This window comes from Nitratireductor soli, from assembly GCF_001050155.1.
GTDB lineage: Bacteria > Pseudomonadota > Alphaproteobacteria > Rhizobiales > Rhizobiaceae > Nitratireductor > Nitratireductor soli.
The window spans coordinates 1-26,968 of sequence record NZ_LFVY01000026.1; the positions used below are offsets into that span (position 1 = coordinate 1).

24 protein-coding genes are annotated in these 26,968 nt (G+C 64.4%); 9 read left to right on the forward strand and 15 right to left on the reverse strand.

Features of this window, described 5'->3' with window-relative positions:
• The 12 genes from AB843_RS23555 to tpiA all read right to left on the reverse strand — a co-directional run.
• A partial coding sequence (locus tag AB843_RS23555) for a biotin/lipoyl-containing protein (protein WP_048649421.1) occupies positions 1-653 on the reverse strand: 653 nt, incomplete at its 3' end.
• A gap of 13 nt (positions 654-666) precedes the next feature.
• Positions 667-2,067, reverse strand: coding sequence for a pyruvate dehydrogenase complex E1 component subunit beta (locus AB843_RS23560; protein WP_048649370.1), 1,401 nt, complete (start codon positions 2,065-2,067; stop codon positions 667-669).
• Between the two features lie 13 nt (positions 2,068-2,080).
• Positions 2,081-3,172 carry a pyruvate dehydrogenase (acetyl-transferring) E1 component subunit alpha gene (gene pdhA, locus AB843_RS23565; RefSeq protein WP_048649371.1) on the reverse strand — a complete coding sequence of 364 codons (1,092 nt, stop codon included), beginning with the start codon at positions 3,170-3,172 and terminating at the stop codon, positions 2,081-2,083.
• A gap of 210 nt (positions 3,173-3,382) precedes the next feature.
• Positions 3,383-3,703, reverse strand: coding sequence for an FtsB family cell division protein (locus AB843_RS23570; RefSeq protein ID WP_048649372.1), 321 nt, complete (start codon positions 3,701-3,703; stop codon positions 3,383-3,385).
• Between the two features lie 118 nt (positions 3,704-3,821).
• Positions 3,822-4,181: a DUF4180 domain-containing protein gene (locus AB843_RS23575; protein ID WP_048649373.1), complete on the reverse strand. Its 360-nt coding sequence runs from the start codon at positions 4,179-4,181 to the stop codon at positions 3,822-3,824.
• 15 nt (positions 4,182-4,196) lie between these two features.
• Complete coding sequence (gene eno / locus AB843_RS23580; protein ID WP_048649374.1) at positions 4,197-5,471, reverse strand: phosphopyruvate hydratase; 1,275 nt, start codon at positions 5,469-5,471, stop codon at positions 4,197-4,199.
• A gap of 89 nt (positions 5,472-5,560) precedes the next feature.
• Positions 5,561-6,391 carry a 3-deoxy-8-phosphooctulonate synthase gene (kdsA, locus tag AB843_RS23585; protein WP_048649375.1) on the reverse strand — a complete coding sequence of 277 codons (831 nt, stop codon included), beginning with the start codon at positions 6,389-6,391 and terminating at the stop codon, positions 5,561-5,563.
• Positions 6,388-7,269 (reverse strand): VOC family protein, encoded by an 882-nt coding sequence (locus AB843_RS23590; protein ID WP_048649422.1) that lies wholly within the window; start codon positions 7,267-7,269, stop codon positions 6,388-6,390. The genes kdsA and AB843_RS23590 overlap by 4 nt, the downstream gene beginning before the upstream one ends.
• A 64-nt stretch (positions 7,270-7,333) precedes the next feature.
• Positions 7,334-8,374, reverse strand: a complete 1,041-nt coding sequence (locus tag AB843_RS23595; RefSeq protein ID WP_053086184.1) for an endonuclease/exonuclease/phosphatase family protein — start codon at positions 8,372-8,374, stop codon at positions 7,334-7,336.
• Between the two features lie 39 nt (positions 8,375-8,413).
• Positions 8,414-10,042, reverse strand: a complete 1,629-nt coding sequence (locus AB843_RS23600; RefSeq protein ID WP_048649376.1) for a CTP synthase — start codon at positions 10,040-10,042, stop codon at positions 8,414-8,416.
• Between the two features lie 150 nt (positions 10,043-10,192).
• A complete protein-coding gene (gene secG, locus AB843_RS23605) occupies positions 10,193-10,582 on the reverse strand; it encodes a preprotein translocase subunit SecG (protein WP_048649377.1) in 390 nt (129 codons plus the stop codon).
• A gap of 240 nt (positions 10,583-10,822) precedes the next feature.
• Positions 10,823-11,572, reverse strand: a complete 750-nt coding sequence (tpiA, locus tag AB843_RS23610) for a triose-phosphate isomerase (RefSeq protein WP_048649378.1) — start codon at positions 11,570-11,572, stop codon at positions 10,823-10,825.
• Positions 11,573-11,749: 177 nt separating this feature from the next.
• Here tpiA and AB843_RS23615 point away from each other — a divergent pair, with 177 nt between their 5' ends.
• From AB843_RS23615 to AB843_RS23635, 5 genes are read left to right on the forward strand one after another with little or no spacing between them, the layout of a single operon-like run.
• Entirely contained in the window at positions 11,750-13,636 is a 1,887-nt protein-coding gene (locus AB843_RS23615) for a SurA N-terminal domain-containing protein (RefSeq protein ID WP_048649379.1), read from the forward strand.
• Positions 13,637-13,643: 7 nt separating this feature from the next.
• Positions 13,644-14,672 carry an anthranilate phosphoribosyltransferase gene (gene trpD / locus AB843_RS23620; protein WP_048649380.1) on the forward strand — a complete coding sequence of 343 codons (1,029 nt, stop codon included), beginning with the start codon at positions 13,644-13,646 and terminating at the stop codon, positions 14,670-14,672.
• The gene (gene trpC, locus AB843_RS23625; RefSeq protein WP_048649381.1) at positions 14,665-15,477 is read left to right on the forward strand and encodes an indole-3-glycerol phosphate synthase TrpC; all 813 of its coding nucleotides are present in this window, start codon (positions 14,665-14,667) and stop codon (positions 15,475-15,477) included. The genes trpD and trpC overlap by 8 nt, the downstream gene beginning before the upstream one ends.
• Positions 15,478-15,482: 5 nt before the next feature.
• Positions 15,483-15,977, forward strand: a complete 495-nt coding sequence (gene moaC, locus AB843_RS23630; RefSeq protein ID WP_048649382.1) for a cyclic pyranopterin monophosphate synthase MoaC — start codon at positions 15,483-15,485, stop codon at positions 15,975-15,977.
• Positions 15,978-15,979: 2 nt separating this feature from the next.
• Positions 15,980-17,185, forward strand: a complete 1,206-nt coding sequence (locus tag AB843_RS23635) for a molybdopterin molybdotransferase MoeA (protein WP_048649383.1) — start codon at positions 15,980-15,982, stop codon at positions 17,183-17,185.
• A gap of 118 nt (positions 17,186-17,303) precedes the next feature.
• On the opposite strand, the gene AB843_RS23640 is transcribed toward AB843_RS23635, so the two are convergent.
• Entirely contained in the window at positions 17,304-17,651 is a 348-nt protein-coding gene (locus tag AB843_RS23640; RefSeq protein WP_048649384.1) for a hypothetical protein, read from the reverse strand.
• Positions 17,652-18,079: 428 nt separating this feature from the next.
• The gene (locus tag AB843_RS23645) at positions 18,080-18,583 is read right to left on the reverse strand and encodes a single-stranded DNA-binding protein (protein WP_048649385.1); all 504 of its coding nucleotides are present in this window, start codon (positions 18,581-18,583) and stop codon (positions 18,080-18,082) included.
• A gap of 973 nt (positions 18,584-19,556) precedes the next feature.
• Between AB843_RS23645 and uvrA the strand changes: the two genes are divergently transcribed.
• Together uvrA and AB843_RS23655 are read left to right on the forward strand one after the other, a co-directional pair.
• Positions 19,557-22,481: an excinuclease ABC subunit UvrA gene (uvrA, locus tag AB843_RS23650; RefSeq protein ID WP_048649386.1), complete on the forward strand. Its 2,925-nt coding sequence runs from the start codon at positions 19,557-19,559 to the stop codon at positions 22,479-22,481.
• Positions 22,482-22,487: 6 nt separating this feature from the next.
• The gene (locus tag AB843_RS23655) at positions 22,488-23,291 is read left to right on the forward strand and encodes a DUF72 domain-containing protein (protein WP_048649387.1); all 804 of its coding nucleotides are present in this window, start codon (positions 22,488-22,490) and stop codon (positions 23,289-23,291) included.
• A 17-nt stretch (positions 23,292-23,308) separates the two neighbouring features.
• Here AB843_RS23655 and AB843_RS23660 read toward each other — a convergent pair whose 3' ends face one another.
• Positions 23,309-24,808 (reverse strand): bifunctional ADP-dependent NAD(P)H-hydrate dehydratase/NAD(P)H-hydrate epimerase, encoded by a 1,500-nt coding sequence (locus tag AB843_RS23660; protein WP_048649388.1) that lies wholly within the window; start codon positions 24,806-24,808, stop codon positions 23,309-23,311.
• Between the two features lie 278 nt (positions 24,809-25,086).
• On the opposite strand from AB843_RS23660, the gene AB843_RS23665 reads away from it, so the two are divergent.
• Together AB843_RS23665 and glnA are read left to right on the forward strand one after the other, a co-directional pair.
• Positions 25,087-25,425: a P-II family nitrogen regulator gene (locus AB843_RS23665; protein WP_008597523.1), complete on the forward strand. Its 339-nt coding sequence runs from the start codon at positions 25,087-25,089 to the stop codon at positions 25,423-25,425.
• A 76-nt stretch (positions 25,426-25,501) separates the two neighbouring features.
• On the forward strand, positions 25,502-26,911 hold the full coding sequence (glnA, locus tag AB843_RS23670) for a type I glutamate--ammonia ligase (RefSeq protein ID WP_048649389.1): 1,410 nt from the start codon (positions 25,502-25,504) through the stop codon (positions 26,909-26,911).
• Positions 26,912-26,968: the final 57 nt, after the last annotated feature.

Below are 26,968 nucleotides of genomic sequence, written 5' to 3' on the forward strand. Positions count from 1 at the left end.
GGGGCCTTGACCGGCGCCGGCGCCTGGCCGGTAGCGGGTGCTGCAGCCTTGGCGACGCCGGTCTTGGCGGCAGCCTCAACATCGGCCTTCACCACACGGCCCTTCGGGCCCGAGCCGGAGATGGCGGAAAGATCGATGCCGCCTTCCTGCGCCAGGCGACGCGCCAGCGGCGAGGCGAAAACGCGCGACGCCTCTCCCTCCCCCTTGTGGGGAGGGTGGGCAGCCGCCGCAGGCGGCTGGTCGGGTGGGGGTGGCGACGCCTGCACGATGGCCGGCGCCCCATCGCCACCACCCCCCTCCGTCCGCTGCGCGGACACCTCCCCCACAGGGGGGGAGGAGGGTGCTTTCTCAGCTGCCGGCTTGGCCGCGCCGCCATTGGCGGCAGCCTTCGCCGCTTCCCCGACATCCTCGCCATCGGCGGCGAGCACGGCGATCAGGGCGTTGACCTTGACCCCTTCCGTGCCGGCCGGAACCACCAGCTTGGCAACGGTGCCTTCATCGACGGCTTCCACCTCCATGGTCGCCTTGTCGGTCTCGATCTCGGCGATGACGTCGCCCGGCGCAACGCTGTCGCCTTCCTTGACCAGCCATTTGGCGAGGTTGCCCTCCTCCATCGTCGGCGAGAGGGCGGGCATGGTGATTTGGATCGGCATGGTGTCCTCCCGCTCAGTTCCGATAGGTGACGGCTTTCACCGCCTCGACGACTTCGGCCACATTGGGAAGCGCCAGCTTCTCCAGATTGGCGGCATAGGGCATCGGCACATCCCTGCCGGCGACCGTGATGACCGGCGCATCGAGATGGTCGAACGCCCGCTGCATCACCTGGCTTGCGATATGCGCGCCGACGGAGGACTGCGGATAGCCTTCCTCGACCGTCACCAGGCGGTTGGTCTTCTTGACGGATTCGATCACCGTATCGAGGTCCATCGGCCTTATGGTCCTGAGGTCGATCACCTCGACGTCGATCCCGGCGCCGGCCAGTTCCTCCGCCGCCTTGACGGCATAGGTCATGCCGATACCGAAGGAGACGATGGTGGCATCCTTGCCCTGCTTGTGAATGCGCGCCTTGCCGATCGGCAGGACAAAGTCATCGAGCTTCGGCACGTCGAAACTCTGGCCGTAGAGGATTTCGTTTTCGAGGAAGATCACCGGATTGGGATCGCGGATCGCCGCCTTGAGCAGGCCCTTGGCGTCCGCCGCCGTATAGGGCATCACCACTTTCAGGCCGGGAACATGGCTGTACCAGGCGGCGTAGCACTGCGAATGTTGCGCGGCGACGCGGGCGGCCGCCCCGTTCGGCCCGCGAAAGACGATCGGCGCGCCCATCTGGCCGCCGGCCATGTACAGGGTCTTGGCCGCCGAATTGACGATCTGGTCGATCGCCTGCATGGCGAAGTTGAAGGTCATGAACTCGACGATCGGCTTCAGCCCGGCAAACGCCGCGCCGACACCGACGCCGGCAAAGCCATGTTCGGTGATCGGCGTGTCGACCACACGCTTGTCGCCGAACTCCTGCAGGAGCCCCTGGGTCACCTTGTAGGCGCCCTGATACTCCGCCACTTCCTCGCCCATGACGAAGACGCGCTCGTCGCTGCGCATTTCCTCTGCCATGGCGTCGCGCAGCGCCTCGCGCACCGTGGTCGAAACCATTTCGGTGCCTTCGGGAATGTCCGGATCGGCGGCGGCCTCCATCTTCGGTGCGGCGGGCACCTTGGCGGCATCGGCCTTTGCTTGCGGCGCTTCGGCCTTGTCGTCGTCCGGCTGCGCCGCCGGCGCCTCGGCTGCCGGCTTCGCCGGCCCCTTGTCCAGATCGGCCTCGGTCTCGCCGTCGGCGAGCAGCAGGGCGATCGGCGTGTTGACCTTGACGCCTTCGGTCCCTTCCGAGATCAAAAGCTTGCCGATCTTCCCTTCATCGACGGCTTCCACTTCCATGGTCGCCTTGTCGGTCTCGATTTCGGCGATGACGTCGCCGGGGGCGACGCTGTCGCCTTCCTTTTTCAGCCATTTGGCCAGATTGCCCTCTTCCATCGTCGGCGAGAGCGCGGGCATGAGAATTTCTACAGGCATGTCGGCTTTCCCCTCAGAGCAGAATATCGGTGTAGAGTTCGGACACATCCGGTTCCGGATCCGCCTGCGCGAAATCGGCCGCGTCGCCGACGATGTCGCGCACCTCCTTGTCGATCACCTTCAGCGCGTCTTCATCGGCCCACTTCTTGGCGATGAGCCGCTGTTTCACCTGCTCGATCGGATCATGCTCGGAGCGCATCTTCTGCACTTCGTCCTTCGACCGGTATTTTGCCGGATCGGACATGGAATGGCCGCGATAGCGGTAGGTCTGCATTTCCAGGATGATCGGCCCCTTGCCGGAGCGGCACCAGTCCACCGCCAGTTCGCCCGCCGCCTTCACCGCGCGCACATCCATGCCGTCGACCTGGATGCCGGGAATCTTGAAGGACAGGCCGCGATGCGAGAAATCGGTCTCGGCCGAGGAACGCGCCACCGCCGTGCCCATGGCGTAGCGGTTGTTCTCGATGATGTAGATCACCGGCAACTTCCACAGCGAGGCCATGTTGAAGCTCTCATAGACCTGGCCCTGATTGGCCGCGCCGTCACCGAAATAGGTCAGCGAAACATTGTCGTTGCCGCGATAGCGGTTGGCGAAGGCCAGGCCGGTGCCGAGCGGCACCTGCGCGCCGACAATGCCATGCCCGCCATAAAAATTCTTCTCCTTGGAGAACATGTGCATCGAGCCGCCCTTGCCGCGCGAATAGCCGCTGCGGCGTCCGGTCAGTTCGGCCATCACGCCGCGCGGCTCCATGTCGGCCGCCAGCATGTGGCCATGGTCGCGATAGCCGGTGATGACCTGGTCGCCCTCCTTCAGCGTCATCTGCATGCCGACGACGACGGCCTCCTGGCCGATGTAGAGGTGGCAGAAGCCGCCGATCAGGCCCATGCCGTAGAGTTGGCCGGCCTTTTCCTCGAAACGGCGGATCAACAGCATCTCGCGATAGGCCGCGAGTTCCTGCTCCTTGGTGAAATTCTCCGGTGGTGGGGATTTCGGCGCCTGAACGGCGCCTCCTGCCGACGGCTTCTTCGCCGGCCGTGCCTTCGTCGCAGTGGTTTTGCCCGCGGCGGTTTTGCTTGCGGCGGTTTTGCTTGCAGCGCGCGCCATGCCTCAACTCCCTAGCTGAAATTTCGGGGAATTTTGGTTACGGCAGAAGCAGCATGAAACCGCGCTGCGTGCCTCCCGTCACCTCCCGCTTATAATGAGAGAAGCTAGCACGCGCCGATCCGTTCGGCCATCCGAATTTCGCATAGCTGCCATGCAGCTAAGGCCATGGATTTATTTGATTTCTATTCGATTAACTTGATTTCAGTTAATTCAGCGGGAGCCGTCCATGAGGATCACCACTTCATTATCGCGCGCCAGGTTGAGGGCGCGTCGGGCCTGCTCGTCGAGCATATCCTTCTCGATCGAACCGTCCTTCAACAGGGCGATGCGCGCCTCCAGCTTGCCGCGCGTGGCGGCAAGGGCATCAAGCCGCGTCTGCGCTTCATCGATACGCGCATCGAGCTGGTATTTGGAATAGATGCCGTATTCGCCATGATAGGCGTGAAAGCCGAAATAGGCGAGAAACAATCCGGTGATCGCCGGTACGATCAGCCGGCCCGTGTTTCGGCGTTTGTGATGACGTGTCCACATGCGGAAAACCCTTCTCCCGCATGTAAGCATAGCTTGCTTAATGGACAGTTATCTCGATCAGCCGGCGGCATGTTTTCGCGCCACCTCCTGGTCGGGATCGCCGGGACGGGCCGAGCCTTCAGGCGGCGAGCATGGCCTTCAACGCATCATGGTCATCGACAAACAGGACCTGGCCGCCCTTGTTGCTTTCGCGAACGAAATCACCCAGCGCGGCGCTTGTCGCGACAGCGGCGGAAATATCGCCGAGAAATGCGACACGGAGCCGGTAAGTGACGAATTTCTGCACCACGGCGCCCGCCAGACGGGTGCGCAGATTGAAAAAATCCGCCGACAAGCGCGAGACCGGCACGATGACCAAATCGGTCGGCGTGCCATAGCAGGCGCCGATAATGTCGTTGACGTCCGCTTCTCTGGCGATCGGCGGGCCGTCGGCAGCCAGCTCGCCGATGTTGATGCCGCCGATCTCGTAAAAGCGCATGAATGGCCCTTGCCGCTACATCTTGAGAATGCCCTTGCCGGCGTAGTGCGCCTGGGGGCCGAGCTCTTCCTCGATGCGGATCAGCTGGTTGTACTTCGCCGTCCGGTCGGAACGCGCCAGCGAGCCGGTCTTGATCTGCCCGCAATTGGTGGCGACGGCGAGATCGGCGATGGTGGAATCCTCCGTCTCGCCGGAGCGGTGCGACATCACCGCCGTGTAGCCGGCCTTGTGCGCCGTCTCGACCGCGTCGAGCGTCTCCGTCAGCGTGCCGATCTGGTTGACCTTGACGAGGATGGAGTTGCCGATCCCCATCTTGATGCCGTCCTTCAGCCGCGCCGAACTGGTGACGAAAAGATCGTCGCCGACCAGTTGCACCTTGTCGCCGGCAAGCTCGGTGAGGATCTTCCAGCCCTCGAAATCGTCCTCGGACATGCCGTCTTCGATGGAGATGATCGGATAATTGGCAGCCAGCTTGGCGAGATACTCGGCCTGCGCCTTGCCGTCGCGCGTCTGGCCCTCGCCCGCATAGACGTATTTGCCATCCTTGAAGAACTCGGTCGCGGCGCAATCGAGCGCGATGGCCACGTCCTCGCCCGGCTTGTAGCCGGCTTTCTCGATGGAGGCGAGAACGAAGTCGAGCGCAGCCTCGGCGCTCTTCAGGTTCGGCGCGAAACCGCCCTCGTCGCCGACATTGGTGTTGTGGCCGGCGGCCTTCAGGCCCGCCTTCAGCGTGTGAAAGATTTCCGAGCCCCAGCGCACCGCCTCGCGCAGTGTCGGGGCGCCGACCGGCATCACCATGAATTCCTGGAAATCGATCGGGTTGTCGGCATGCGCGCCGCCATTGATGATGTTCATCATCGGAACAGGAAGCACATGCGCCGAGGCGCCGCCGACATAGCGGTAGAGCGGCAGGCCGGCAGCTTCGGCCGCTGCCTTGGCAACGGCCAGCGACACGCCGAGAATGGCGTTGGCGCCAAGCCGGCTCTTGTTCGGCGTGCCGTCCAGCGCGATCATGGCGCGGTCGATCTGGATCTGGTTTTCCGCGTCGAGGCCGCTCAGCGCCTCGAAAATCTCGCCATTGACCGCATCGACCGCGTCTTCCACGCCCTTGCCGAGATAACGCTTGCCACCGTCGCGCAATTCGACCGCCTCATGCGCGCCTGTGGAAGCGCCCGACGGCACGGCGGCGCGCCCCATCGAACCATCTTCCAGAACCACATCGACCTCGACGGTCGGGTTGCCACGGCTGTCGAGAATTTCGCGTCCGACGATGTCGATAATGGCAGTCATGATAGCTCTCTCTGGTCTGGAGTTGGGCTGGAAAAGTGTCAGCGCCTGTCTTAGCGAAAGCGCGTGAAAACTCAATGTCGTGGATAGGGTCAGCCACCCTTCGCCACCCGGTCGAAAGCCATCAGCCGTTCGAGCAGGGCGGGAAGGTCCTTCAGCGGCACCATGTTCGGCCCGTCGGATGGGGCATTGTCGGGATCCTCATGGGTCTCGATGAAAACGCCAGCGACACCGACCGCCACGGCGGCCCGCGCCAGCGTTTCGACAAAGCGGCGTTCACCGCCCGTGGAGCCGCCCTGCCCGCCGGGCTGCTGCACGGAATGCGTTGCGTCAAAAATCACCGGCGCGCCCATCTCGGCCATTTGCGGCAGGCCGCGCATGTCGGACACCAGCGTGTTGTAGCCGAAGGAAGTGCCGCGCTCTGTCACCAGCACGTTCGGATTACCTGAATCGGTGATCTTGGTGATGACGTTCTTCATGTCCCACGGGGCCAGGAATTGCCCCTTCTTCACATTCACCACCTTGCCGGTCGCCGCGGCGGCGATCAGGAGGTCGGTTTGCCGGCAAAGGAAAGCCGGAATCTGCAGCACATCGACCGCGTCGGCAACGATGCGGCATTGTTCTTCCGTATGCACGTCGGTGAGAACCGGCACGCCCAGTTCCTTGCGCAGATCGGCGAAGATCGGCAGCGCGGCGTCGAGCCCCGCCCCGCGCCGGCCCGAAAGCGAGGTGCGGTTGGCCTTGTCGAAGCTGGTCTTGTAGACGAAGCCGAGGTCGAGCTTTGCCGTCAGTTCCTTCAGCGCGCCGGCCATGTCGAAGGCGTGGTCGCGCGATTCGAGCTGACAGGGGCCGGCGATCAGCGCCAGCGGCGCGTCGTTGGCGAACACGGCCTGGCCAATGGCGACGCGCGGATTGGGCTTCATGCGGAAAACTCCTCGAAAACGAATGTGGTGCCCTGCCCTTCGGCCGGCGGCACGATGATGCGCCCGCCATGCTCGGCGAACAGAATGTCATTGGCGGAAAATTGCGCCCGCAGCGCGGCGAGCGCGGCAAGCTGAAAGACGATGCCGGCGAAATTCAGCCGGGCGTCGAACGCGGCCGGTTCGGCGCCGCAGATCGCGGCAAAGGCCGCCGGCGTCATCAGCGACAGATCGGCATTGGCCAGCCGGACATCGATGCCGCCGGTCTCGCCCGAGACGGGATCCTGCCCGCTGAACTGCGTCAGAAACGACCGGTAGCCCCCTGGTTCCGCCGCCGTGATAAGAATGCAGGCGATGCCTGACACGCAATTGGCATGCCGCTCCAGTGCGCCACGGTCCACCTTGGGCGCATTGACCCGCTGGCAGGTGAAGAAGAACCGGTTCTCGCCGGTATCCGGCGCGGCAAAGGCGAGCTTGAACGAAGCGATGGCCTCAGCCCCGGCTGCATCGACAAAAGGCCGGGAGAAGGACAGCGGTTCTCCGGCCGAAATCCCGCCGGCAACGAACCGGGCATGATCGGCATCGGCGTCGGGCGTGCCAAGCACCAGGGCGGAAAACCCCTCCTCGCCGATCCGCCCACGGAAATCCGCATCGCGTGCGACGAAAACGTTGCCCGCGCCAGCAGCCACCTGCGCGGCGGCGGCATCGACAGTTGCCAGCGGTTCGAGATAGGTCCCATCAGCGAAGAAAACGCAGCAATTTCCGGTGCCGAAGGGGTGGGCCGCGTCCGGCGCGACCGTGAAACCGAGCGCCGTCAGCCTTCGCCTGGCCGCTGCCAGACCGGCGGTCGGCAGGACGCAATGATCAAGCGCACGCGCCATCGGCGCCTCGTTGCTGGAAACCATGGCACGCATGTGCCCCATGCGCCGCCGCAATGCAAGGGCGTCAGCCGGTCTCGCCCTGCGGCAGGCGGAACTCGACCCAAAGCGGGTGATGATCGGAAATGCGGAAGGCGAAATTGCGCTTGGTCAAACCGAGGTCCCGCAGCAACCGGCCCCAGATCTCGACGATCCCGCCATCCACCAGATCCAGGCCGATCAGCGCCGCGTTGCCCTTGGAGAACCAGGCGATCTGGTCGTGATAACTGGATTTTTCCGGTTCCGATGCCCGCGCATAGATGGTGCGCGGGTGGCTTTGCAGGACGAACGGCACTTCGAGCCCCGTCTCGACGAAGGCTTCATAGAGCTTGTTGCCGGTGCGCTCGAGATTGAAATCGCCAAGGACGATCAGATTGTGATGCCAGCGCCGCTCGCGCGCCGCCCAGCTCTGCATCCACCGGGCGATGCCGCGCAGTTCCGGCAGGCGCTCCGTGTCCTCGTCGCCATAGTCGATATGCGTCGTCACCAGGATGAAGGTCGTGTCACGCGTGCGAAACGACACGGCGTAGGGATTGCGGGCGAACTGCTTCTTGAAGCTGCCGGCATCGAAGCCGAACTCCTCCGCCTCGTCGGGCACGACCAGTTCGCCGGCAAGCCCCGACAGCGCCACGCGCGTCGTGTCGAACAGATAGGCCATGTGCTCGTTATTGCCGCCGACGCCCGCATTGCGGTCCGTCATCAGGAAGCTCCAATTGGGGCCGAGCACCTTCATGGCCGAGCGCAAGGCGCGAAAATCCTCGCCGACCTCCTGCACGGCAATCACGTCGAAGCGCGAAAGCACCTCGGCGATGGCCCAGAGCGAGCGGTAATCGCGTTTGGGACTGTCATTGGATGCCAGAGGCACGGACCATTTGCACGTCAGCGAGCGGAAATGGGCAATGTTCCAGGTGGCGATCAGGATGTTGCGGTCGATGACGCGCTTCGGCGGCACGGTCTGGTCGAGATAGGCGGAAAAATCGCGCATCTCGTTGACCACTGCCTGCGGAACCGCGCCGTCCTCGGGCAAATTGTCGGGATCGTCGAAAAGAACGTCCAGCGGCGTCGCCACAGCCTTGTCCCCCGCTCGCCATCAAGCGGGCGGAGCCTATCACACCAGGCGTGACTGTTCCACGGCAGCGCCGATGAATGAGGCGAACAGCGGATGCGGCTCGAACGGCTTGCTCTTCAGTTCCGGGTGGTACTGGACGCCAATGAACCAGGGATGGTCGGGATATTCGATCGTCTCGGGCAGCACCCCGTCGGGCGACAGGCCGGCGAACACGAGGCCGCATTTTTCCAGCGTCTCGCGGTAGCCGATATTGACCTCGTAGCGATGGCGGTGACGCTCGGAAATGTCCTCGCTGCCGTATATTTCGGCAATCTTGGTGCCGGGTGTCAGCCTGGCGTCATAGGCGCCAAGCCGCATCGTGCCGCCGAGATCGCCGGACGCCGTCCGCTTCTCCAGCATGTTGCCCTTCAGCCATTCGGTCATCAGGCCGACGATGGGCTCCTTGGTCGGGCCGAACTCGGTCGACGAGGCATTCTCGATGCCCGCCAGGGAGCGCGCCGCCTCGATACAGGCCATCTGCATGCCGAAGCAGATGCCGAAATAGGGCACCTTGCGCTCGCGGGCGAACTTCGCCGCCAGGATCTTGCCTTCGGCGCCACGCTCGCCAAAACCGCCGGGCACCAGGATGCCGTGCACCTTTTCCAGCCACGGCGCCGGGTCTTCCTTTTCGAAGATCTCCGATTCGATCCATTCGAGCTTGACGCGGACCCGGTTCGCCATGCCGCCATGCGACAGCGCCTCGATCAACGACTTGTAGGCGTCCTTCAGGCCGGTGTATTTGCCGACCACGGCAATCGTCACCTGGCCTTCCGGGTTGTGGATGCGGTCGGCGACCTCCAGCCAGCGCTCCATGCGCGGCTTCGGCGCCGGGTCGATACCAAAGGCGGCCAGCACTTCCGAATCGAGCCCTTCGCGATGATAGGCCATCGGCACGTCGTAGATATGCGCCACGTCGAGCGCCTGGATCACCGCCTGCTCGCGCACATTGCAGAACAGCGACAGCTTGCGCCGCTCTTCCGAAGGAATTTCACGGTCGGCGCGCACCAGGAGAATGTCGGGCGCAATGCCGATCGAGCGCAACTCCTTGACCGAATGCTGGGTCGGCTTGGTCTTCAGTTCGCCAGCCGCCGGAATCCACGGCATCAGCGTCAAATGCACATAGACGGCGTTGCCGCGCGGCAACTCATTGCCCAATTGGCGGATCGCCTCGAGGAACGGCATCGCCTCGATGTCGCCGACCGTCCCGCCGATCTCGCACAAGACGAAATCATAGTCGTCATTGCCTTCGAGCACGAACTGCTTGATCTCGTCGGTGACGTGCGGGATCACCTGCACCGTGGCGCCCAGATAGTCGCCGCGCCGCTCTTTCTCGATGATGTTCTGGTAGATGCGGCCGGTGGTGATGTTGTCCTGCTTGTTGGCCGAACGCCCGGTGAAGCGCTCGTAATGGCCAAGGTCCAGGTCCGTTTCCGCCCCGTCATCGGTGACGAACACCTCGCCATGCTGATACGGCGACATCGTGCCCGGATCAACATTCAGATAGGGGTCGAGCTTGCGGATGCGGACGCGGTACCCACGGGCCTGGAGCAGCGCGCCAAGGGCTGCTGCTGCAATGCCTTTTCCGAGGGAGGAGACCACGCCGCCGGTTATGAATACATATCGCGCCATGGGACTCATCGCTTAACTGGACGCCGGCGATTCCGCCAGCAAAAAATCATGAGCCGCAGATCTTTTTGCGCCTCGCGGTGGACAATGTTTCGCGCCAGCCGGAAGCGACCGCTCCATCAGAGCGGCCGGAATGCCTGGCAAAACAAGGAATTACTGGTCGGTCGGCACCTGGTCTTCGGCATTGCCCTCGCCGGCAGGAGCCGGCGCGGTCTCGCCACCCGTCGTTGCGCCACTGCCGCCGAGCTGGTCGAGAACGCCCGAGCCGTCCTGCATTTGTTCGCTGCCCGCCGGGATGCGGTCGAGGATATCGGTTGGGCTCGCCCCGTAACGGGCGATCAGCGACAGCGCCAGCGAGGTGGCGAAAAAGGCCGCCGCCAGAAGAGCCGTTGTGCGGGTCAGCGCATTGGCAGCGCCCCGCGCCGACATGAAACCGGAACCGCCGCCGACGCCGAGCCCGCCCCCTTCGGAGCGCTGCATGAGGACCACGCCGACCAGCGCGACCACGACGATCAGATGAATGACGATGATGACGGTTTGCATGTTACCTTCCGGCTTTCCGGCTCGATGCGCCCGCCAAGATGCGGACGCGGCTCATTACACGGCTTTCACCGCTTTTCCAAGACCGATGCGACGCTTCTTTCAGGATGAAGGCTGCGCCCATTGTCCTGAAAGGACGAAATCGCCCGGATTTCCCCGCTTCGCGGCTCCCGGCCACATCAACACCCAGAAAATAGGTTGTGGAACGACCGGCGCAAGTCCGTTTTCACGAAACGACAGCGTTCAGGCCGGGCAAGCCGCGACGATGCCGAGAAAGTCTGCGGCCTTCAGGCTCGCACCGCCGACCAGCGCGCCGTCCACATGGGCGATGCCCAGCAGTTCCGCCGCATTCGACGGCTTCACCGAACCGCCATAGAGAATGCGCATCGCGCCGGCCGCGCCGCCCAGCAGGCCGGACAGTTCGGCGCGGATATGCGCATGCGCCTCGGCGACATCGGCGGCGGTCGGGGTCAAGCCGGTACCGATCGCCCAGACCGGCTCATAGGCGATCACCGTGTTGGCGGCGGCCGCCGCCTTCGGCACGGAGCCGGCGATCTGCCGCGACAGGACCGCCAACGTCTCGCCGCGCTGGCGCTCGTCTTTCGTCTCGCCGATGCAGATCACCGCCGTCAGGCCGGCACGCCAGGCGGCTTGCGCCTTGGCGGCCACATCCGCATCCGTTTCGCCATGGTCGGTGCGCCGCTCCGAATGGCCGACGATGACGTGGCTGGCACCGGCATCGGCCAGCATCTCCGCCGAGACGTCGCCCGTATGGGCGCCGGAGGCCAACGCATGACAATCCTGCCCGCCGAGCAGAACCGCGCCGCCTTCGAGCGCGTCCTTGGCTCGCGACAGCAACGTGGCCGGCACGCAAATCAGCGCCTCCGATGCGGGGATATCGCCGGCGGCGATGGCGCTCAACTCGGCAAGCGAGGCGCCAGTGCCATGCATTTTCCAGTTGCCGGCGATCAGGGGGCGAATACCAGGCGTCATGCGGCCTCTTCCTTGTTCTGCTTTGCGCTTCTCCTTCCCTAGCAAAAACCCACGACAAAGCAATCTGCGCGGGGGAGTAGCGATCGACACTCGGCTATCGACACTGGACTTTAGGGGCGCTATTGCGCTTTGTGGGGTACAAGCATTGAAAACTCATCGAGGAATACCGGAACCGCCATGCTCGACAGTCTCAGAAACGCCGCTTCCACCTGGATCGCCAAGTTGCTGCTTGGCCTGCTCGTCGTGAGCTTTGCGGTCTGGGGAATTTCCGGGCAAATCCTCAACGACCAGTCGCGCAGCGTTTTGACGGCAGGCGACGCATCGGTCTCCATGCTCGATTTCCGTCTTGCCTACGACCGGCAGATCAATGCGCTGTCGCAGCGCCTGGGCACGCGCGTGACGCGTGAACAGGCCGTCGCCTTTGGCCTGGACGACCAGGTCATGCAGCAATTGGCCGCTGGCGTCCTGCTTGACGAGGAGGCTCGGCAGCTCGGTCTTGGCCTGTCGAGCGACAGGCTGGCTGAACTGACCGCCGAGGACCCCGCCTTCCGCGGCGCCAACGGCCGTTTCGATCGCCAGCAGTTCGATTTCGTCCTGCGGCAGATCGGCATGCGCCCCCAGGATTACCTGAAAAATCGCGAGCAGGTGGCGATCCGCCAGCAGATCGTCGAAGCGGCGACGGACGGCCTTGCCGTTCCCGACGAGATGTTGAAGAACATGGCGCTTTACCGTGGCGAGGACCGGACCGTGGAGTATGTGCCGCTGCCCCGTTCTCTGGTCGAGCCGATCGATGAGCCGGAAGCCTCGGCCCTGCAAGCCTGGTTCGACGAGCGCAAGGCCGACTACGCCGCGCCGGAGTATCGCAAATTCACCTATGTGAAGCTCGAACCGTCCGACATCGCCGATCCCGCTTCCGTCTCCGGCGAACAGGTCGAGAAAGCCTATCAGGATCTGCGCGACCGCTACACCACGCCACAAAAGCGCGGCATCGAGCAGATCGTCTTCGCCAACAAGGATGCCGCTGCCAGCGCCTTGAAGGACCTGCTCGACGGCAAGAGCTTCGCCGACGTGGCGACGGCCGCCGGCAAGTCGCCGCAGGACATCGCGCTCGGCACGCTGGCCAAGTCGGAAATCGCCGATAGCACCATTGCAGAGGCAGCCTTTGCGCTGGATGAAAACCAGTTCAGCGACGTGATCGATGGCGCGTTTGGCCCGGTGATCCTGCACGTGACGGAAATCACCCCGGAAATCGTCCAGCCGCTTGCCGAGGTTGAGAACGAGATCCGCCAGGATCTGGCGCTCGAGGAGGCGAACCGCATCCTGCTCGACGTGCATGATTCCTATGAGGATGCGCGTGCCAGCGGCACGACGATGGCCGAGGCGGCCGAGCGCCTGAGACTCACCCCGCGCACCATCGATGCGGTCGATCGCAACGCGCAGCGCCCCGACGGCACCGTCGTCAACGACCTGCCGCAATCGGCCGCATTGCTGCGCGAGGTGTTCGAGACCGATTCCGGCGTCGAAAATGCACCGCTTTCCCTGGGCGGCAGTGGTTTCGTCTTCTACGAGGTCGAGGGAATCACGCCTGAGCGCGACCGCACGCTTGACGAGGTGCGCGAGAAAGCGGCGGCCGACTGGATGCAGGCCGAGAGCGCGCAGCGCCTCGCCACGCGGGCGGCCGAACTGGTCAAAGAACTGAAGGACGGCAAGCCGCTCGACGAGATCGCCGCTGCCGTCGGCCAGGAAAAGCAGATCAAGCGCGGCCTCAAGCGAACCGCCAACGATGCCGATCTCGGCCAGTCCGGCGTGGCCGCCGTCTTCGCCGTGCCGCGCGACGGAACGGGAATTTTCGCCAACGCCGCCGGCGACGGACAGGTCCTGTTCCAGGTGGCCGAAGTTTTCGAGCCGGCCTCGGCCGGATCGGAAAGCGTGCCCGAGAACGAGCGCGCGGCGGTCCGCTCCGCACTTGCCGACGATCTGCTCGACCAGATGGTCGCCCGCCTGCAGGGCAAATACCCGGTGACGGTCAACCGTGCCGCCATGCAGGAAGCCCTGAGCTTCTGAGCCGGCCATGAGCGATTTCAAAGCCCATATCGCCAAGGTCGCTTCCGGCGCATCGCTGACCTTCGACGAAGCGCGCGACGCCTTCGACGTTGTCATGTCGGGCGACGCGACGCCGAGCCAGATCGGCGGTTTCCTGATGGCGCTGCGCGTGCGCGGCGAAACGGTCGAGGAAATTTCCGGCGCCGTCGCCACCATGCGCGACAAGATGCTCTCGGTGTCCGCCCCGGACGATGCCGTCGACATCGTCGGCACCGGCGGCGATGCCTCCGGTTCCTACAACGTATCGACCTGCGCCGCCTTCATCGTTGCCGGCGCCGGCGTGCCGGTCGCCAAGCACGGCAACCGCGCGCTCTCTTCGCGTTCGGGCGCTGCCGACACATTGGCCGCGCTCGGTATCGATATCGAGCTCGGGCCGAAGGAGATCGCCGCCTGCATCGCCGAGGCCGGGCTTGGCTTCATGTTCGCCCCGGCCCATCATTCGGCGATGCGCCATGTTGGCCCTTCGCGCGTCGAGCTCGGCACGCGCACCATCTTCAACCTGCTCGGCCCGCTGTCCAATCCGGCCGGCGTGCGTCGCCAGCTCGTCGGCGTCTTCGCCCCCGAATGGGTTACCCCGCTGGCCAAGGTTCTGCAGCAACTGGGCTCGGAGACCGTCTGGGTCGTGCATGGAGCCGGCCTCGACGAGATGACCACCGCCGGCGTCACCCAGGTGGCCGCGCTCGAGGACGGACAGGTCCGCCATTTCGAGATCACACCGGAAGAAATCGGCTTGAAACGCGTGTCGATGGCCGATCTGAAAGGCGGCGACGCCGAACACAACGCCCAGGCCTTGCGCGCCGTTTTGAAGGGCGAGAAAAACCCCTATCGCGACATTGCAACTCTCAACGCCGGCGCCGCCCTGGTGGTAGCGGGTCGGGCAAAGACTTTGAAAGACGGCATTAAGCTCGCGGCCGAATCCATCGACCGAGGTCAAGCGGAAAGGGCACTCGAGCGACTGATAGATATTTCCAACCAAAGGCATTTTAAGCATGACTGATATTTTGCGGAAGATTGAGGCTTACAAGCGTAAGGAGATCGAAGCGGCAAAGGCGGCTTTGCCGGTCGGCACACTCGCTGCCATGGCGAAGGATGCGGCGCCCCCGCGAGGCTTTGCCGATGCCCTCGCGAAAAAGAAGGCCGCCGGCCGGTTTGCGTTGATCGCCGAGATCAAGAAGGCCAGCCCTTCGCGCGGGCTGATCCGCGCCGATTTCCAGCCGGCGGAACTTGCGGCAGCCTATGAGTCAGGCGGCGCCACTTGCCTTTCTGTGCTCACCGATACCCCTTCTTTTCAGGGCGCCCCCGAATTCCTGGGTATGGCGCGGGAAGCCTGCGCGCTTCCGATTCTGCGCAAGGACTTCCTGTTCGAGCCCTATCAGGTGTTCGAGGCCCGCGCCTGGGGCGCCGATGCGATCCTGATCATCATGGCCTGCGTGTCGGATGCCGAAGCCCACGCACTCGAAGACGCCGCCGTGGATCTTGGCATGGACGTTCTCGTCGAGGTGCATGACGAGGAGGAGCTGGAGCGTGCGCTCGAACTATCCTCGCGGCTGATCGGTATCAACAATCGGGACCTGCGCACCTTCGAGACCAAGCTCGAGACCAGCGAACGCCTGGCACCGCGCGTGCCGGAGGGGCGGATCGTGGTCGGCGAGAGCGGCATCTTCACCAACGAGGACTGCCGCCGGCTGGCGCGCGCCGGCATGATGTCGTTCCTGGTCGGCGAGAGCCTGATGCGCCAGGCCGACGTGACCGCCGCGACCCGCGCCCTTTTGGGTCTTGACGCCCCGCAGGCGACGGTCTGAGCGCGATGGGCGGCGCCGGGAGCAAGTTGACGCATCTTTCCGCCACCGGCGAGGCCCGCATGGTCGATGTCGGCGGCAAGGAAGAGACCCGGCGCCGCGCCATCGCCGAAGGCGCCGTGACGATGCAACCTGAAACGCTGGAAGCCATTCTTTCCGGCAACGCCAAGAAAGGCGACGTGCTCGCCACGGCGCGCATCGCCGGCATCATGGCCGCCAAGAAGACGCATGAGCTGGTCCCGCTTTGTCACCCGCTCATGCTGTCGAAGGTTACCGTCGACATCGAGCCGGACCGTGCCCTGCCCGGCCTGCGCGTGACCGCCGAAGTGCGGGTCGATGGCCGCACTGGCGTCGAGATGGAAGCGCTGACGGCGGTCTCCGTCGCCTGCCTGACCATCTACGACATGGCCAAGGCGCTCGACAAAGGTATGGTCTTGAGCGGCATTCGCCTTTTGCAGAAGACCGGCGGCAAATCGGGCGCCTGGCGCGCCGACGGGTATTGAACATGGCTTTGCTGCCGGTCGACGAGGCACTTGAACGCATCCTGGAGGGCGTCAAGCCGCTGCCGGCCGAGACGGTGCGCATCGCCGATGCCGACGGCCGCGTGCTGGCAAGACCGCTGAGCGCCACCCGCACCCAGCCGCCCTTCGACGCATCGGCCATGGACGGCTATGCCGTGCGCGCCGCCGATCTGGAGACGGTGCCCGTTGAACTGGACGTCATCGGCGAATCGGCTGCCGGAAGCCGTTTTCACGGCAGGCTCGGCCCTGGTCAGGCGGTGCGCATCTTCACCGGCGCACCGGTGCCCGAAAACGCCGATACGATCCTCATCCAGGAAAACGCCCGCACCCTCGCCGAGAGCCGGATCGAGGCGATGATCTCCGTCGAGAGGGGACGCCATATCCGCCGCGCCGGGCTGGACTTTCGCCAGGGCCAGGCAATGCTCGATGAGGGTCGGCTGCTCAATGCCGCCGCCATCGGCCTGGCTGCCGCGGCCGGCCATCCCACCCTGCCGGTAACGGCGCGCCCGCTGATCGCCATCCTGGCGACCGGCGACGAGCTCGTGCTGCCCGGCGAACCCTGCGGCCCGGACCAGATCGTCGCCTCCAACGGCTTCGCCATCGGCGCGCTGGCCAAGGCGGAAGGCGCGCGCATCCTCGATCTCGGCATCGTCGCCGACGATGCCGCGACGATCACCGGGGCGATCCTCAAGGCGCGCGACGCCGGCGCCCATGTGCTCGTCACGCTCGGTGGCGCTTCCGTCGGCGCCCGCGACCTGGTGCGCCAGGCGCTGCTCGACGCCGGCGTATCGCTCGATTTCTGGAAGATTGCCATGCGGCCGGGCAAGCCGCTGATGTTCGGGCGGCTGGGCGATATGCGCGTGCTAGGCCTGCCGGGCAACCCGGTCTCGAGCCTCGTCTGCGCCCATCTCTTCCTGCGTCCGCTGGCGGCACGCCTGGGGCAGCGCGCCTTTACGCCGGATCTGCGCAGCGCCGTGCTGAGCACGCCGCTCAAGGCCAATGACGAACGCCGCGACTACATCCGCGCTTCGGTGGCCGCCGGCCCGGATGGGCTGATCGCCACACCGTTTCCCGTGCAGGATTCATCGATGCTGACGACGCTGGCCGCAGCCAACGCGCTGATCGTCCGCGAGCCGGGCGCCCCGGCCGCCGATGCCGGCGGGCGCTGCCGCGTGCTTCTCTTCGGCTGACTAGAGCGGGATGAGGAAAAGTGTGAAACGGTTTTCCGCCCGCATCCCGCTCTAACTTATTGAGAGCGATCACGATGATTTTGGATTGAGCCAATCCAAAGTCATCGTGATCTAGACCTCACCGACAGGCAAAGGGCAGGAAAGACCCCGTCGCCCCGGCATTCATCATCTGCAGCGAGACGAGATTGGCATAGTCGAGTTCCTTCGGCGCGGTCGGGCAGATGGCGATGCGCATCAGGCATCCGGAGGCGATGAATCGCTCCTGCTTCTCCAGAAACGCCGGCCCCATCCCCTCGACGCCGATGCGCGCCAGCGCCTCGTCCGTGATTTGTCGGAACAGCAGGCATTTTTTCGCCGGCCAGCCGGAGGCACGATCGCCGCCGCCGTCAGAAGTCGCCGCTTCCTGTGCCAATGCGGAGCCGAGCAGCCAGAAGGTGATGAACGATGCATGGAGAATGCGTGACATGGAGTGAATCATTCCAGGGGTGTCTATGGCATTTGAGCTGCCGGGTGGAAGCATCTGACGTCCGCACAAATGCAGAAAAACAAGGAGATAGAGCGGGGCAGCGTTTCCATGAAACGATGAACCCGTCTGGCACGAAAACCTTCCAGTGTGCTGCGCCGAAGCGCATTCCGGGCATCGTTCCGAAACGATTGCGGCGCCATGATGATCTTCCTCCACCGAAAGACCCATAGAGGCGCGATGTGGGGGTACCCAGCCGATCCGGGATTTGTGGCAGTCATATCCGACAGCCTGGTCGTATCCCCGATGCGCCGATGCCAAAAACGCAACAAGCCGGTCATTTGACCGGCTTGTTGCATCAGTATTTTCATCGTCCTGACACGCTGAGGCAACGCCGCTACCGCGTCAGGCTCAACCGATCGAACGACCCGTCAGAACGGGATCTCGTCGTCGAGATTCTGCGAATGGCCGCCGCCACCGCCGGAACTGTCCGCTGGGCCCGACTGGCCGAAATCGGAGTTTCGACCGCCGCCGCTATAGCCGCCCTGCCCGCCATAGCCGGCCTGGTCACCACCGCCCTGGCCACGGGCATCGAGCATCTGCAACTCGCCGCGGAACTTCTGCAGCACCACTTCCGTCGTGTAGCGGTCCTGGCCGCTCTGGTCGGTCCATTTGCGTGTCTGCAGCTGGCCCTCGATGTAAACCTTGGCGCCCTTCTTCAGATACTGCTCGGCGACCTTGGCCAGATTGTCATTGAAAATCACGACGTTGTGCCATTCGGTCTTTTCCTTGCGCTCGCCGCTCGCCTTGTCGCGCCAGCTCTCCGACGTGGCGATGCGCATGTTGACGACCGGGTCGCCCGAATTGAGCCGGCGGATTTCGGGATCAGCACCCAGATTGCCCACCAGAATGACCTTGTTGACGCTGCCCGCCATGACGCTTCTCCACGCTTGTCCGAAATCTGCGGCGCACTCTATCGCAAGCCACCGGCCGGCGCGCCGGCTGGCTGCGCCGCGCGCCGCCTCGTCCACAGTTCATTTGTTCCTATTATGTTCTCATTACGCGGCCACCTTGTCAACCGCGCCGGTCGAATCCCGGATGACGGCCTGAGATTTGCGGCGCCAGCCGCCGCCCGCGCCCGGCAGCGCGCCCCGATGGCGCACGATGAAAAGCCCCGCCGCTTCCGTTTCGAGCGCGCGGGGCTCTGGGTCTCAGACCCTTTTGCCGGGAGGGTTTTACCGGCTTTCTCTCAGGATGTGCGGCCTTGCCGCTCCTGATGGATTGTAAGATTTTCATTGATTGGGCAGCCAGCCACCAGCGTGGTCACACTTCCCGACGACGCATCCCTGAAAGAGAGCGTATCGTCTTCGGATCGTCCCGTTTTCTGCAGCGCGAAAGCGGTTCCGCTTTCGCAAAGCCGGACGGTCGGATCAGCCGACTGTGGCTTCGCCTGTCTTGCGAAGCCAGGGCGATCGGTCAGGTGGAGTCATGCCTCCCTCCAAGTTCGCGATTCAGGTCCATTGCTCATTTGTCAGGAGGCTCAAGCGGCGCTGGCCGGTTCGTGGTGCCCACCGGCACCCGGTCAGAACGGCGTCATCGCGCCTGCGAACCCTGACGCGCCGATACTGCGCCTCCGCCGCACGGGGGTCAAGCGACACGGCGCCCGCGAATCAAAATGTGATCGAAGCACCGGGATGCAGGGGCATCGATTGTTTTGTCAGGATGTTGTTCGGCCTTTGTTCTTTTCGCTTGCCCTTTGCGGCAAAAAACGGGAAAACGCATCAGCGGCGAGACGTGGCCGCCTTCGGGACCTTGTGTGCGGTCATCGACATTTGCGCTGCGTTTCCTACATGAAGCGTGGCCGGCCAATGCCGGCCTGTCCATTTATCGAGAAGGCAGCGACGGGGCATGCCCGAACACAAGTTCATTTCCATTCGCGGTGCGCGCGAACACAATCTGAAGAACGTCGATCTCGATCTGCCGCGCGAGAGCCTGATCGTCATGACCGGCCTGTCGGGCTCGGGCAAGTCGTCGCTCGCCTTCGACACGATCTATGCCGAGGGCCAGCGCCGCTATGTCGAAAGCCTGTCGGCCTATGCGCGGCAATTCCTGGAGATGATGCAGAAGCCCGATGTCGACCAGATCGACGGGCTGTCGCCGGCCATCTCCATCGAGCAGAAGACCACCTCGCGCAACCCGCGCTCGACCGTCGGTACGGTGACGGAAATCTACGATTACATGCGGCTGCTGTTCGCCCGTGTCGGCGTGCCCTATTCGCCGGCCACCGGCCTGCCGATCGAGAGCCAGACGGTCAGCCAGATGGTCGACCGCGTGATGGCGCTGGAGGAAGGCACCAGGCTCTATGTGCTGGCGCCCATCGTGCGCGGCCGCAAGGGCGAGTATCGCAAGGAACTGGCCGAACTGCAGAAGAAGGGCTTTCAGCGAGTCAAGATCGACGGCGCCTTCTACGAGATCGCCGACGCGCCGGCGCTCGACAAGAAGTACAAGCACGACATCGACGTGGTGGTCGACCGCGTCGTCGTGCGCGACGATCTCGCCACGCGCCTGGCGGATTCGCTCGAGACCTGTCTGCGTCTCGCCGATGGTCTGGCGGTGGCAGAATTCGCCGACAAGCCGTTGCCCGAGGCCGAGACGGCGGAAGGCGGCAGCGCCAACAAATCGAAGAACGAGACCCATGAGCGGATCGTCTTCTCGGAAAAGTTCGCCTGTCCGGTCTCCGGCTTCACCATTGCCGAGATCGAGCCGCGCCTGTTCTCGTTCAACAACCCGGCCGGCGCCTGCCCGGCCTGCGACGGGCTCGGCAGCCAGCGCGCCATCGACCCGGACATGGTGGTGCCGGACGACAGCATCGTTCTGCGCGAGGGGGCCGTGGCCCCTTGGGCCAAATCCACCTCGCCCTACTACCTGCAGACGCTGGAAGCGCTCGGCCGCGAATTCGGTTTCAAGGTCGGCGACCGCTGGCGCGACCTGCCGGATGAGGCGAAGGACGCCATTCTCAACGGCACCGGCGACAGGAAGATCGCCTTCGACTACGATGACGGCCTGCGCAGCTACCGCACGACAAAGCCCTTCGAGGGCGTCGTCGTCAATCTGCAGCGCCGCTGGAAGGAGACGGAATCGGCCTGGATGCGCGAGGAGATCGAGCGCTACATGTCGGCGCACCCCTGCCCCGCCTGCGGCGGCCACCGGCTGAAACCCGAGGCGCTGGCCGTCAAGATCGACCGCCTGCACATCGGCGAAGTGACGCAGATGTCGATCCGCAAGGCCGGCCAGTGGTTCGAAACGTTGCCGGAGCGCCTGAACGGCAAACAGAACGAGATCGCCGCCCGCATCCTCAAGGAGATCCGCGAGCGGCTGACCTTCCTCAACGATGTCGGCCTCGACTATCTGACCCTGTCGCGCAATTCGGGCACGCTGTCGGGCGGCGAAAGCCAGCGCATCCGGCTTGCCTCGCAGATCGGCTCCGGCCTGACCGGCGTGCTTTACGTGCTCGACGAGCCGTCCATCGGCCTGCACCAGCGCGACAACGACCGGCTGCTTGCCACGCTGCGCCATCTGCGCGATCTCGGCAACACGGTCATCGTCGTCGAGCACGACGAGGATGCCATCCTCACCGCCGACCATGTGGTCGATATCGGCCCGGCAGCCGGCGTGCATGGCGGACAGATCATCGCCGAGGGCACGCCGCGCGACATCATGGCCAACCCCGCTTCGATCACCGGCAAGTACCTGACCGGCGCGCTGGCCATACCGATGCCGCAGACGCGGCGGGAAATCCCCAAGAAGCGGCGCATCCGCGTCGTCGGCGCGCGCGGCAACAATCTGAAGAACGTGACGGCGGAAATCCCGCTCGGCACCTTCTCCGCCGTCACCGGCGTGTCGGGCGGCGGCAAGTCGACCCTTTTGATCGAGACCCTGTTCAAATCCGCCTCGCGCCGCATCATGGGGTCGCGCGAGCATCCGGCCGAACACGACCGCATCGAGGGGCTGGAACACCTCGACAAGGTGATCGACATCGACCAGTCGCCCATCGGCCGGACGCCGCGCTCCAACCCGGCGACCTATACGGGCGCCTTCACGCCGATCCGCGACTGGTTCGCCGGCCTGCCCGAATCCAAGGCGCGCGGCTACCAGCCGGGCCGCTTCTCGTTCAACGTCAAGGGCGGGCGCTGCGAAGCCTGCCAGGGCGACGGCGTCATCAAGATCGAGATGCACTTCCTGCCCGATGTCTACGTCACCTGCGACGTCTGCCACGGCAAGCGCTACAACCGCGAAACGCTCGACGTCACCTTCAAGGGAAAATCGATCGCCGACGTGCTGGAGATGACGGTCGATGAGGGCGTCGAGTTCTTCGCCGCCGTGCCGGCCGTGCGCGACAAGCTGGTCACGCTGTCGCGCGTCGGCCTCGGCTATATCCATGTCGGCCAGCAGGCCAACACGCTTTCGGGTGGCGAGGCGCAGCGCATCAAGCTAGCCAAGGAATTGTCGAAACGCGCCACGGGCCGCACCTTGTATATTCTGGACGAACCAACGACTGGCTTGCATTTCCACGATGTGGCCAAGCTTCTTGAAGTGCTGCATGAGCTGGTCGACCAGGGCAACACGGTGGTGGTGATCGAGCACAATCTGGAGGTCATCAAGACCGCCGATTGGGTGCTCGATCTCGGTCCGGAGGGCGGCGATGGCGGCGGCGAACTGGTCGCCGCCGGCTCGATCGACGACATCATGGCCGAGCAGCGCAGCTACACGGGCAGGTTCCTGAAGGAGCTTCTCGAGCGGCGCCCCGCCGGCAAGGCACAGGCAGCGGAGTAATTTTCAATGACCAGGGGCACCATTCGCGCCGGCATCGGCGGCTGGACCTTCGAGCCGTGGGAAGGCACGTTCTATCCCGACGATCTGCCCAAGAAGCGCCAGCTCGAATATGCCAGCCGGCAGATTCCGACCATCGAGGTGAACGGCACCTATTACGGCAGCCAGAAGCCGGCGGTGTATGCCAAATGGGGCAGCGATGCGCCGGATGACTTCGTCTTCGCGCTGAAGGGAAACCGCTTCGTGACGAACCGCAAGGTCTTGTCGGATGCGGCTGAATCGCTTGAGAAATTTCTTGGTTCGGGCATTTCCGAGCTGGGCGACAAGCTCGGTCCGCTGGTCTGGCAGTTCGCGCCGACGAAGAAGTTCGATCCGGACGACTTCGAGGGGTTTCTGAAACTGCTGCCGGCAGCGCGCGACGGTGTCGGTCTGCGCCATGTGCTGGAGGTGCGCCACGACAGCTTCGTCGTCCCGGAATTCATCGCGCTGGCGCACAAATACGGCGCGGCCATTTGCTATGCCCATCACAACATCTATCCGGAATTCGCCGACATCACCGGAGACTTTGTCTATGCGCGGCTGCAGCGCGGCGAGGATTCCATTCCCACCGCCTATCCGCCGGCGGAACTCGATGCCTGGGCGAGGCGCGCGGAACTCTGGGCCGAGGGCGGCCAGCCCGACGACCTGCCGCTGGCCGATCCGTCCTTCACGCCGCAGAAGAAGCCGCGCGACGTGTTCGTCTATTTCATCCACGAGGGCAAGATACGCGCTCCACAGGCCGCGCAGGCCCTGATGCAGCGGGTCCGCGACTGACACCAACCGTTCAGGGGCTACCCGGTGAGGTCGGCCAGCACCTCTGGAAGCAGTTCCGGCAGGTCCTCGGCAATCAATCCCGGCCCGAACAACTGCCCGGCTTCAGCGTGCAGCCACACCCCGGCGCACGCCGCCTCGAAAGCCGGCATGCCTTGCGCCATCAATCCGGCGATGATGCCCGCCAGCACGTCGCCGGAACCTGCCGCGGCGAGCACTGACGTCGCGTTGGTGTTGATGGCGGCGCGGCCATCCGGGTCGGCGATCACCGTGTCGGCGCCCTTCAGCACGACGATTGCCCCGGCCAGTTTCGCCGCCTGCCGCGCCCGCTCGACCTTCGGCGCACCCGACTGACCGGCAAGGCCGGGAAACAGCCGCCCGAACTCGCCCTCATGCGGCGTCAGCACGAGCGACGGAGCCCCCGCCTCCCGCGCGGCATCGAACAGTTCCTGCGGGTTCGTGGAAAAGGCGCTGATCGCATCGGCATCGAGCACCAGCCCGCGCAGCCCGGCGGCGTCCTGCCGCAATGCGCAAAGGGCGAAGGCGCGCGCCTTGTCGCCGACGCCGAACCCGGGCCCGAGAACGGCCACCGCCGGCCGGCGCTCGGCAAAAAATCGCTCGACCTCCGCCACCGTCTCGGCACGCCTGAGCATGATGGCGGTCAGGTGCATGGCATTGACCATCAGGGCGCCGGCCGGCGAAAGCAGCGTCACCGCGCCGGCGCCGATCCGCGCTGCGCCGCGGGCTGCCAGGCGTGCCGCGCCCGTGGCGGTCGGCCCGCCGGAAAAGACGGCCACATGGCCGCGCGTGTATTTGTGCGCTTCCGGCGCGGCGGACGGGAACAAAGGCTGCCACAGCGCCGGTTCGTTCTCCCAAAGCGCGACGCCCGTCTGGCGCAACAGCGCATCGGCGATGCCGATATCGGCAAGCACCGTTTCGCCGCACAGCGCCCGGCCGGGATAGAGAAGGTGGCCCGGTTTCCTGCGAAAGAAGGTCACCGTCAGCGCCGCGTCGAACGCCGCGCCGAGGACCTGTCCGCTGGCGCCGGAAACGCCCGACGGCAGATCGATCGCCACCACGCGCGCGCCCGCCGCCGCCACGCGCCCGATGATTTCGGCCTCCACGCCGGAAACCGGTTTTGAAAGCCCCGCGCCGAACAGCGCGTCGATCACAACGCGGTCGGGTTTCGGCTGGAAGGCATCGAACGGCGCGCCGGTCAAAGGGCAATCGCCTGCCGCCAGCGCCGCGTCGCTCCCCTCGCGCGGCAGCGCACCGGCAAACAGAAGCACGTCCAGCCCGTGCTCGGCCAGGAGCCGCGCCACCACATAGCCGTCTCCGCCATTGTTGCCGGGACCGCACAGGACATCGAAGCCGGCGGCGTCGGCAAACCGCGCCAGGGTTTCCGCCACGACGGCATCGCCCGCATTGCGCATCAGCCGGTAGCCGTCGAATGGGCCGGACACCGCAGCCCGGCGATCGATATCGCCCATCTCCTCGGGTGTCAGAATTTCCGCTCGCATCGCCCTCTGTCGCTTTCTTCAGCGCATTGCATATTTTTTAAGCACAGGCCAGACTGCGCCATGGAGCCGCTGGCGCATTTTAACGCTTTCAACCGGCGCCTGCCGCTGCTTCAGCGCCGTAAAATCCACGATTGGCTGCGCTGAGGGTCCACAATGCAGCGCTTGGCATGGTTCATGCAAGTCTTGGCCAGAACTTGGCATGTTTCGTGCTTTAACCGAACCGGAACGACATGGGGCGCGGCAAACACGTCCTTGAAACCATTGGAGACCATCCCGGCATGAAAAAGGTCGAAGCGATCATCAAACCCTTCAAGCTCGACGAGGTGAAGGAAGCCCTCCAGGAAGTCGGCCTGCAAGGCATCACCGTCATCGAGGCGAAGGGTTTCGGCCGCCAGAAGGGTCATACGGAACTGTATCGCGGCGCCGAATATGTCGTCGATTTCCTTCCCAAGGTGAAGATCGAGGTCGTCATTCCCGACGAGATGGTCGAAGCCGCCATCGAGGCGATCCGCAAGGCGGCCCAGACCGGCCGCATCGGCGACGGCAAGATCTTCGTCACCAATGTCGAGGAGGTCATCCGCATCCGCACCGGCGAGACCGGCGCGGACGCCGTTTGATCCACTCCTCCCCCTTCCGTCCCAGCCATTCGTACGGGCACATCCAGGCAATACCATCCCAAACAGGAAAGCGATTATGACGACAGCACAGGACATCTTGAAGCAGATCAAGGACAATGACGTAAAATTCGTCGATCTGCGCTTCACCGACCCAAGGGGCAAGCTTCATCATGTCACCATGGATGTCGCGGCAGTCGATGAGGACATGTTCGCCGATGGCGTCATGTTCGACGGATCGTCCATCGGCGGCTGGAAGGCGATCAACGAATCCGACATGGTGCTCATGCCGGAGCCGGAAACGGCGCATATGGATCCCTTCTTCGCCCAGTCGACCATGGTCGTGATCTGCGACATCCTCGACCCGATTTCCGGCGAGGCCTACAACCGCGACCCGCGCGGCACCGCCAAGAAGGCCGAGGCATTCGTCAAGTCCGAAGGCCTGGGCGACGCAATCTACATCGGACCCGAGCCGGAATTCTTCATCTTCGACGACGTCAAGTACAAGGCAGACCCGTTCAACACCGGCTTCAAGCTGGACTGCAGCGAACTGCCGTCCAACGACGACACCGATTACGAGACGGGCAATCTGGGCCATCGGCCGCGCATAAAGGGCGGCTACTTCCCCGTCCCGCCGATCGATTCGGCGCAGGACATGCGTTCCGAGATGCTGACGGTGCTGGCCGAAATGGGCGTCCTGGTCGAAAAGCACCACCATGAGGTGGGGGCTGCCCAGCATGAGCTCGGCATCAAGTTCGAGCCGCTGCTGAAGAGCGCCGACAGCGTGCAGAAGTTCAAATATGCCGTGCACCAGGTCGCCAACGCCTACGGCAAGACGGCCACCTTCATGCCGAAGCCGATCTACGGCGACAACGGCTCGGGCATGCACGTGCACCAGTCGATCTGGAAGGACGGCAAGCCGACATTCGCCGGCAATGAATATGCCGGCCTGTCCGAGAGCTGCCTGTTCTACATCGGCGGCATCATCAAGCACGCCAAGGCGATCAACGCCTTCACCAACCCGATCACCAATTCGTACAAGCGTCTGGTGCCGGGCTTCGAGGCCCCTGTTCTGCTCGCCTATTCGGCGCGCAATCGCTCGGCCTCCTGCCGCATCCCCTTCGGCTCATCGCCGAAGGCGAAGCGCGTCGAGGTCCGCTTCCCGGATCCGGGCGCGAACCCGTATCTGGCCTTTGCCGCCATGCTGATGGCCGGCATCGACGGCATCAAGAACAAGATCCATCCCGGCCAGGCGATGGACAAGGATCTGTATGACCTGCCGCCGAAGGAGCTGAAGAAAGTGCCGACCGTCTGCGGCTCGCTGCGCGAAGCGCTGATGAGCCTCGACAAGGACCGCGGCTTCCTGAAGGCCGGCGGCGTTTTCGACGACGACCAGATCGACGCCTATATCGAACTGAAGATGGCCGAAGTGCTGCGCTACGAAATGACGCCGCACCCGGTCGAGTTCGACATGTACTACTCGGTTTAACCGATTGCGCCACGGGCCGTTCTCGACAACCCGTGGCGTTCAGGAAACGACGGAGCC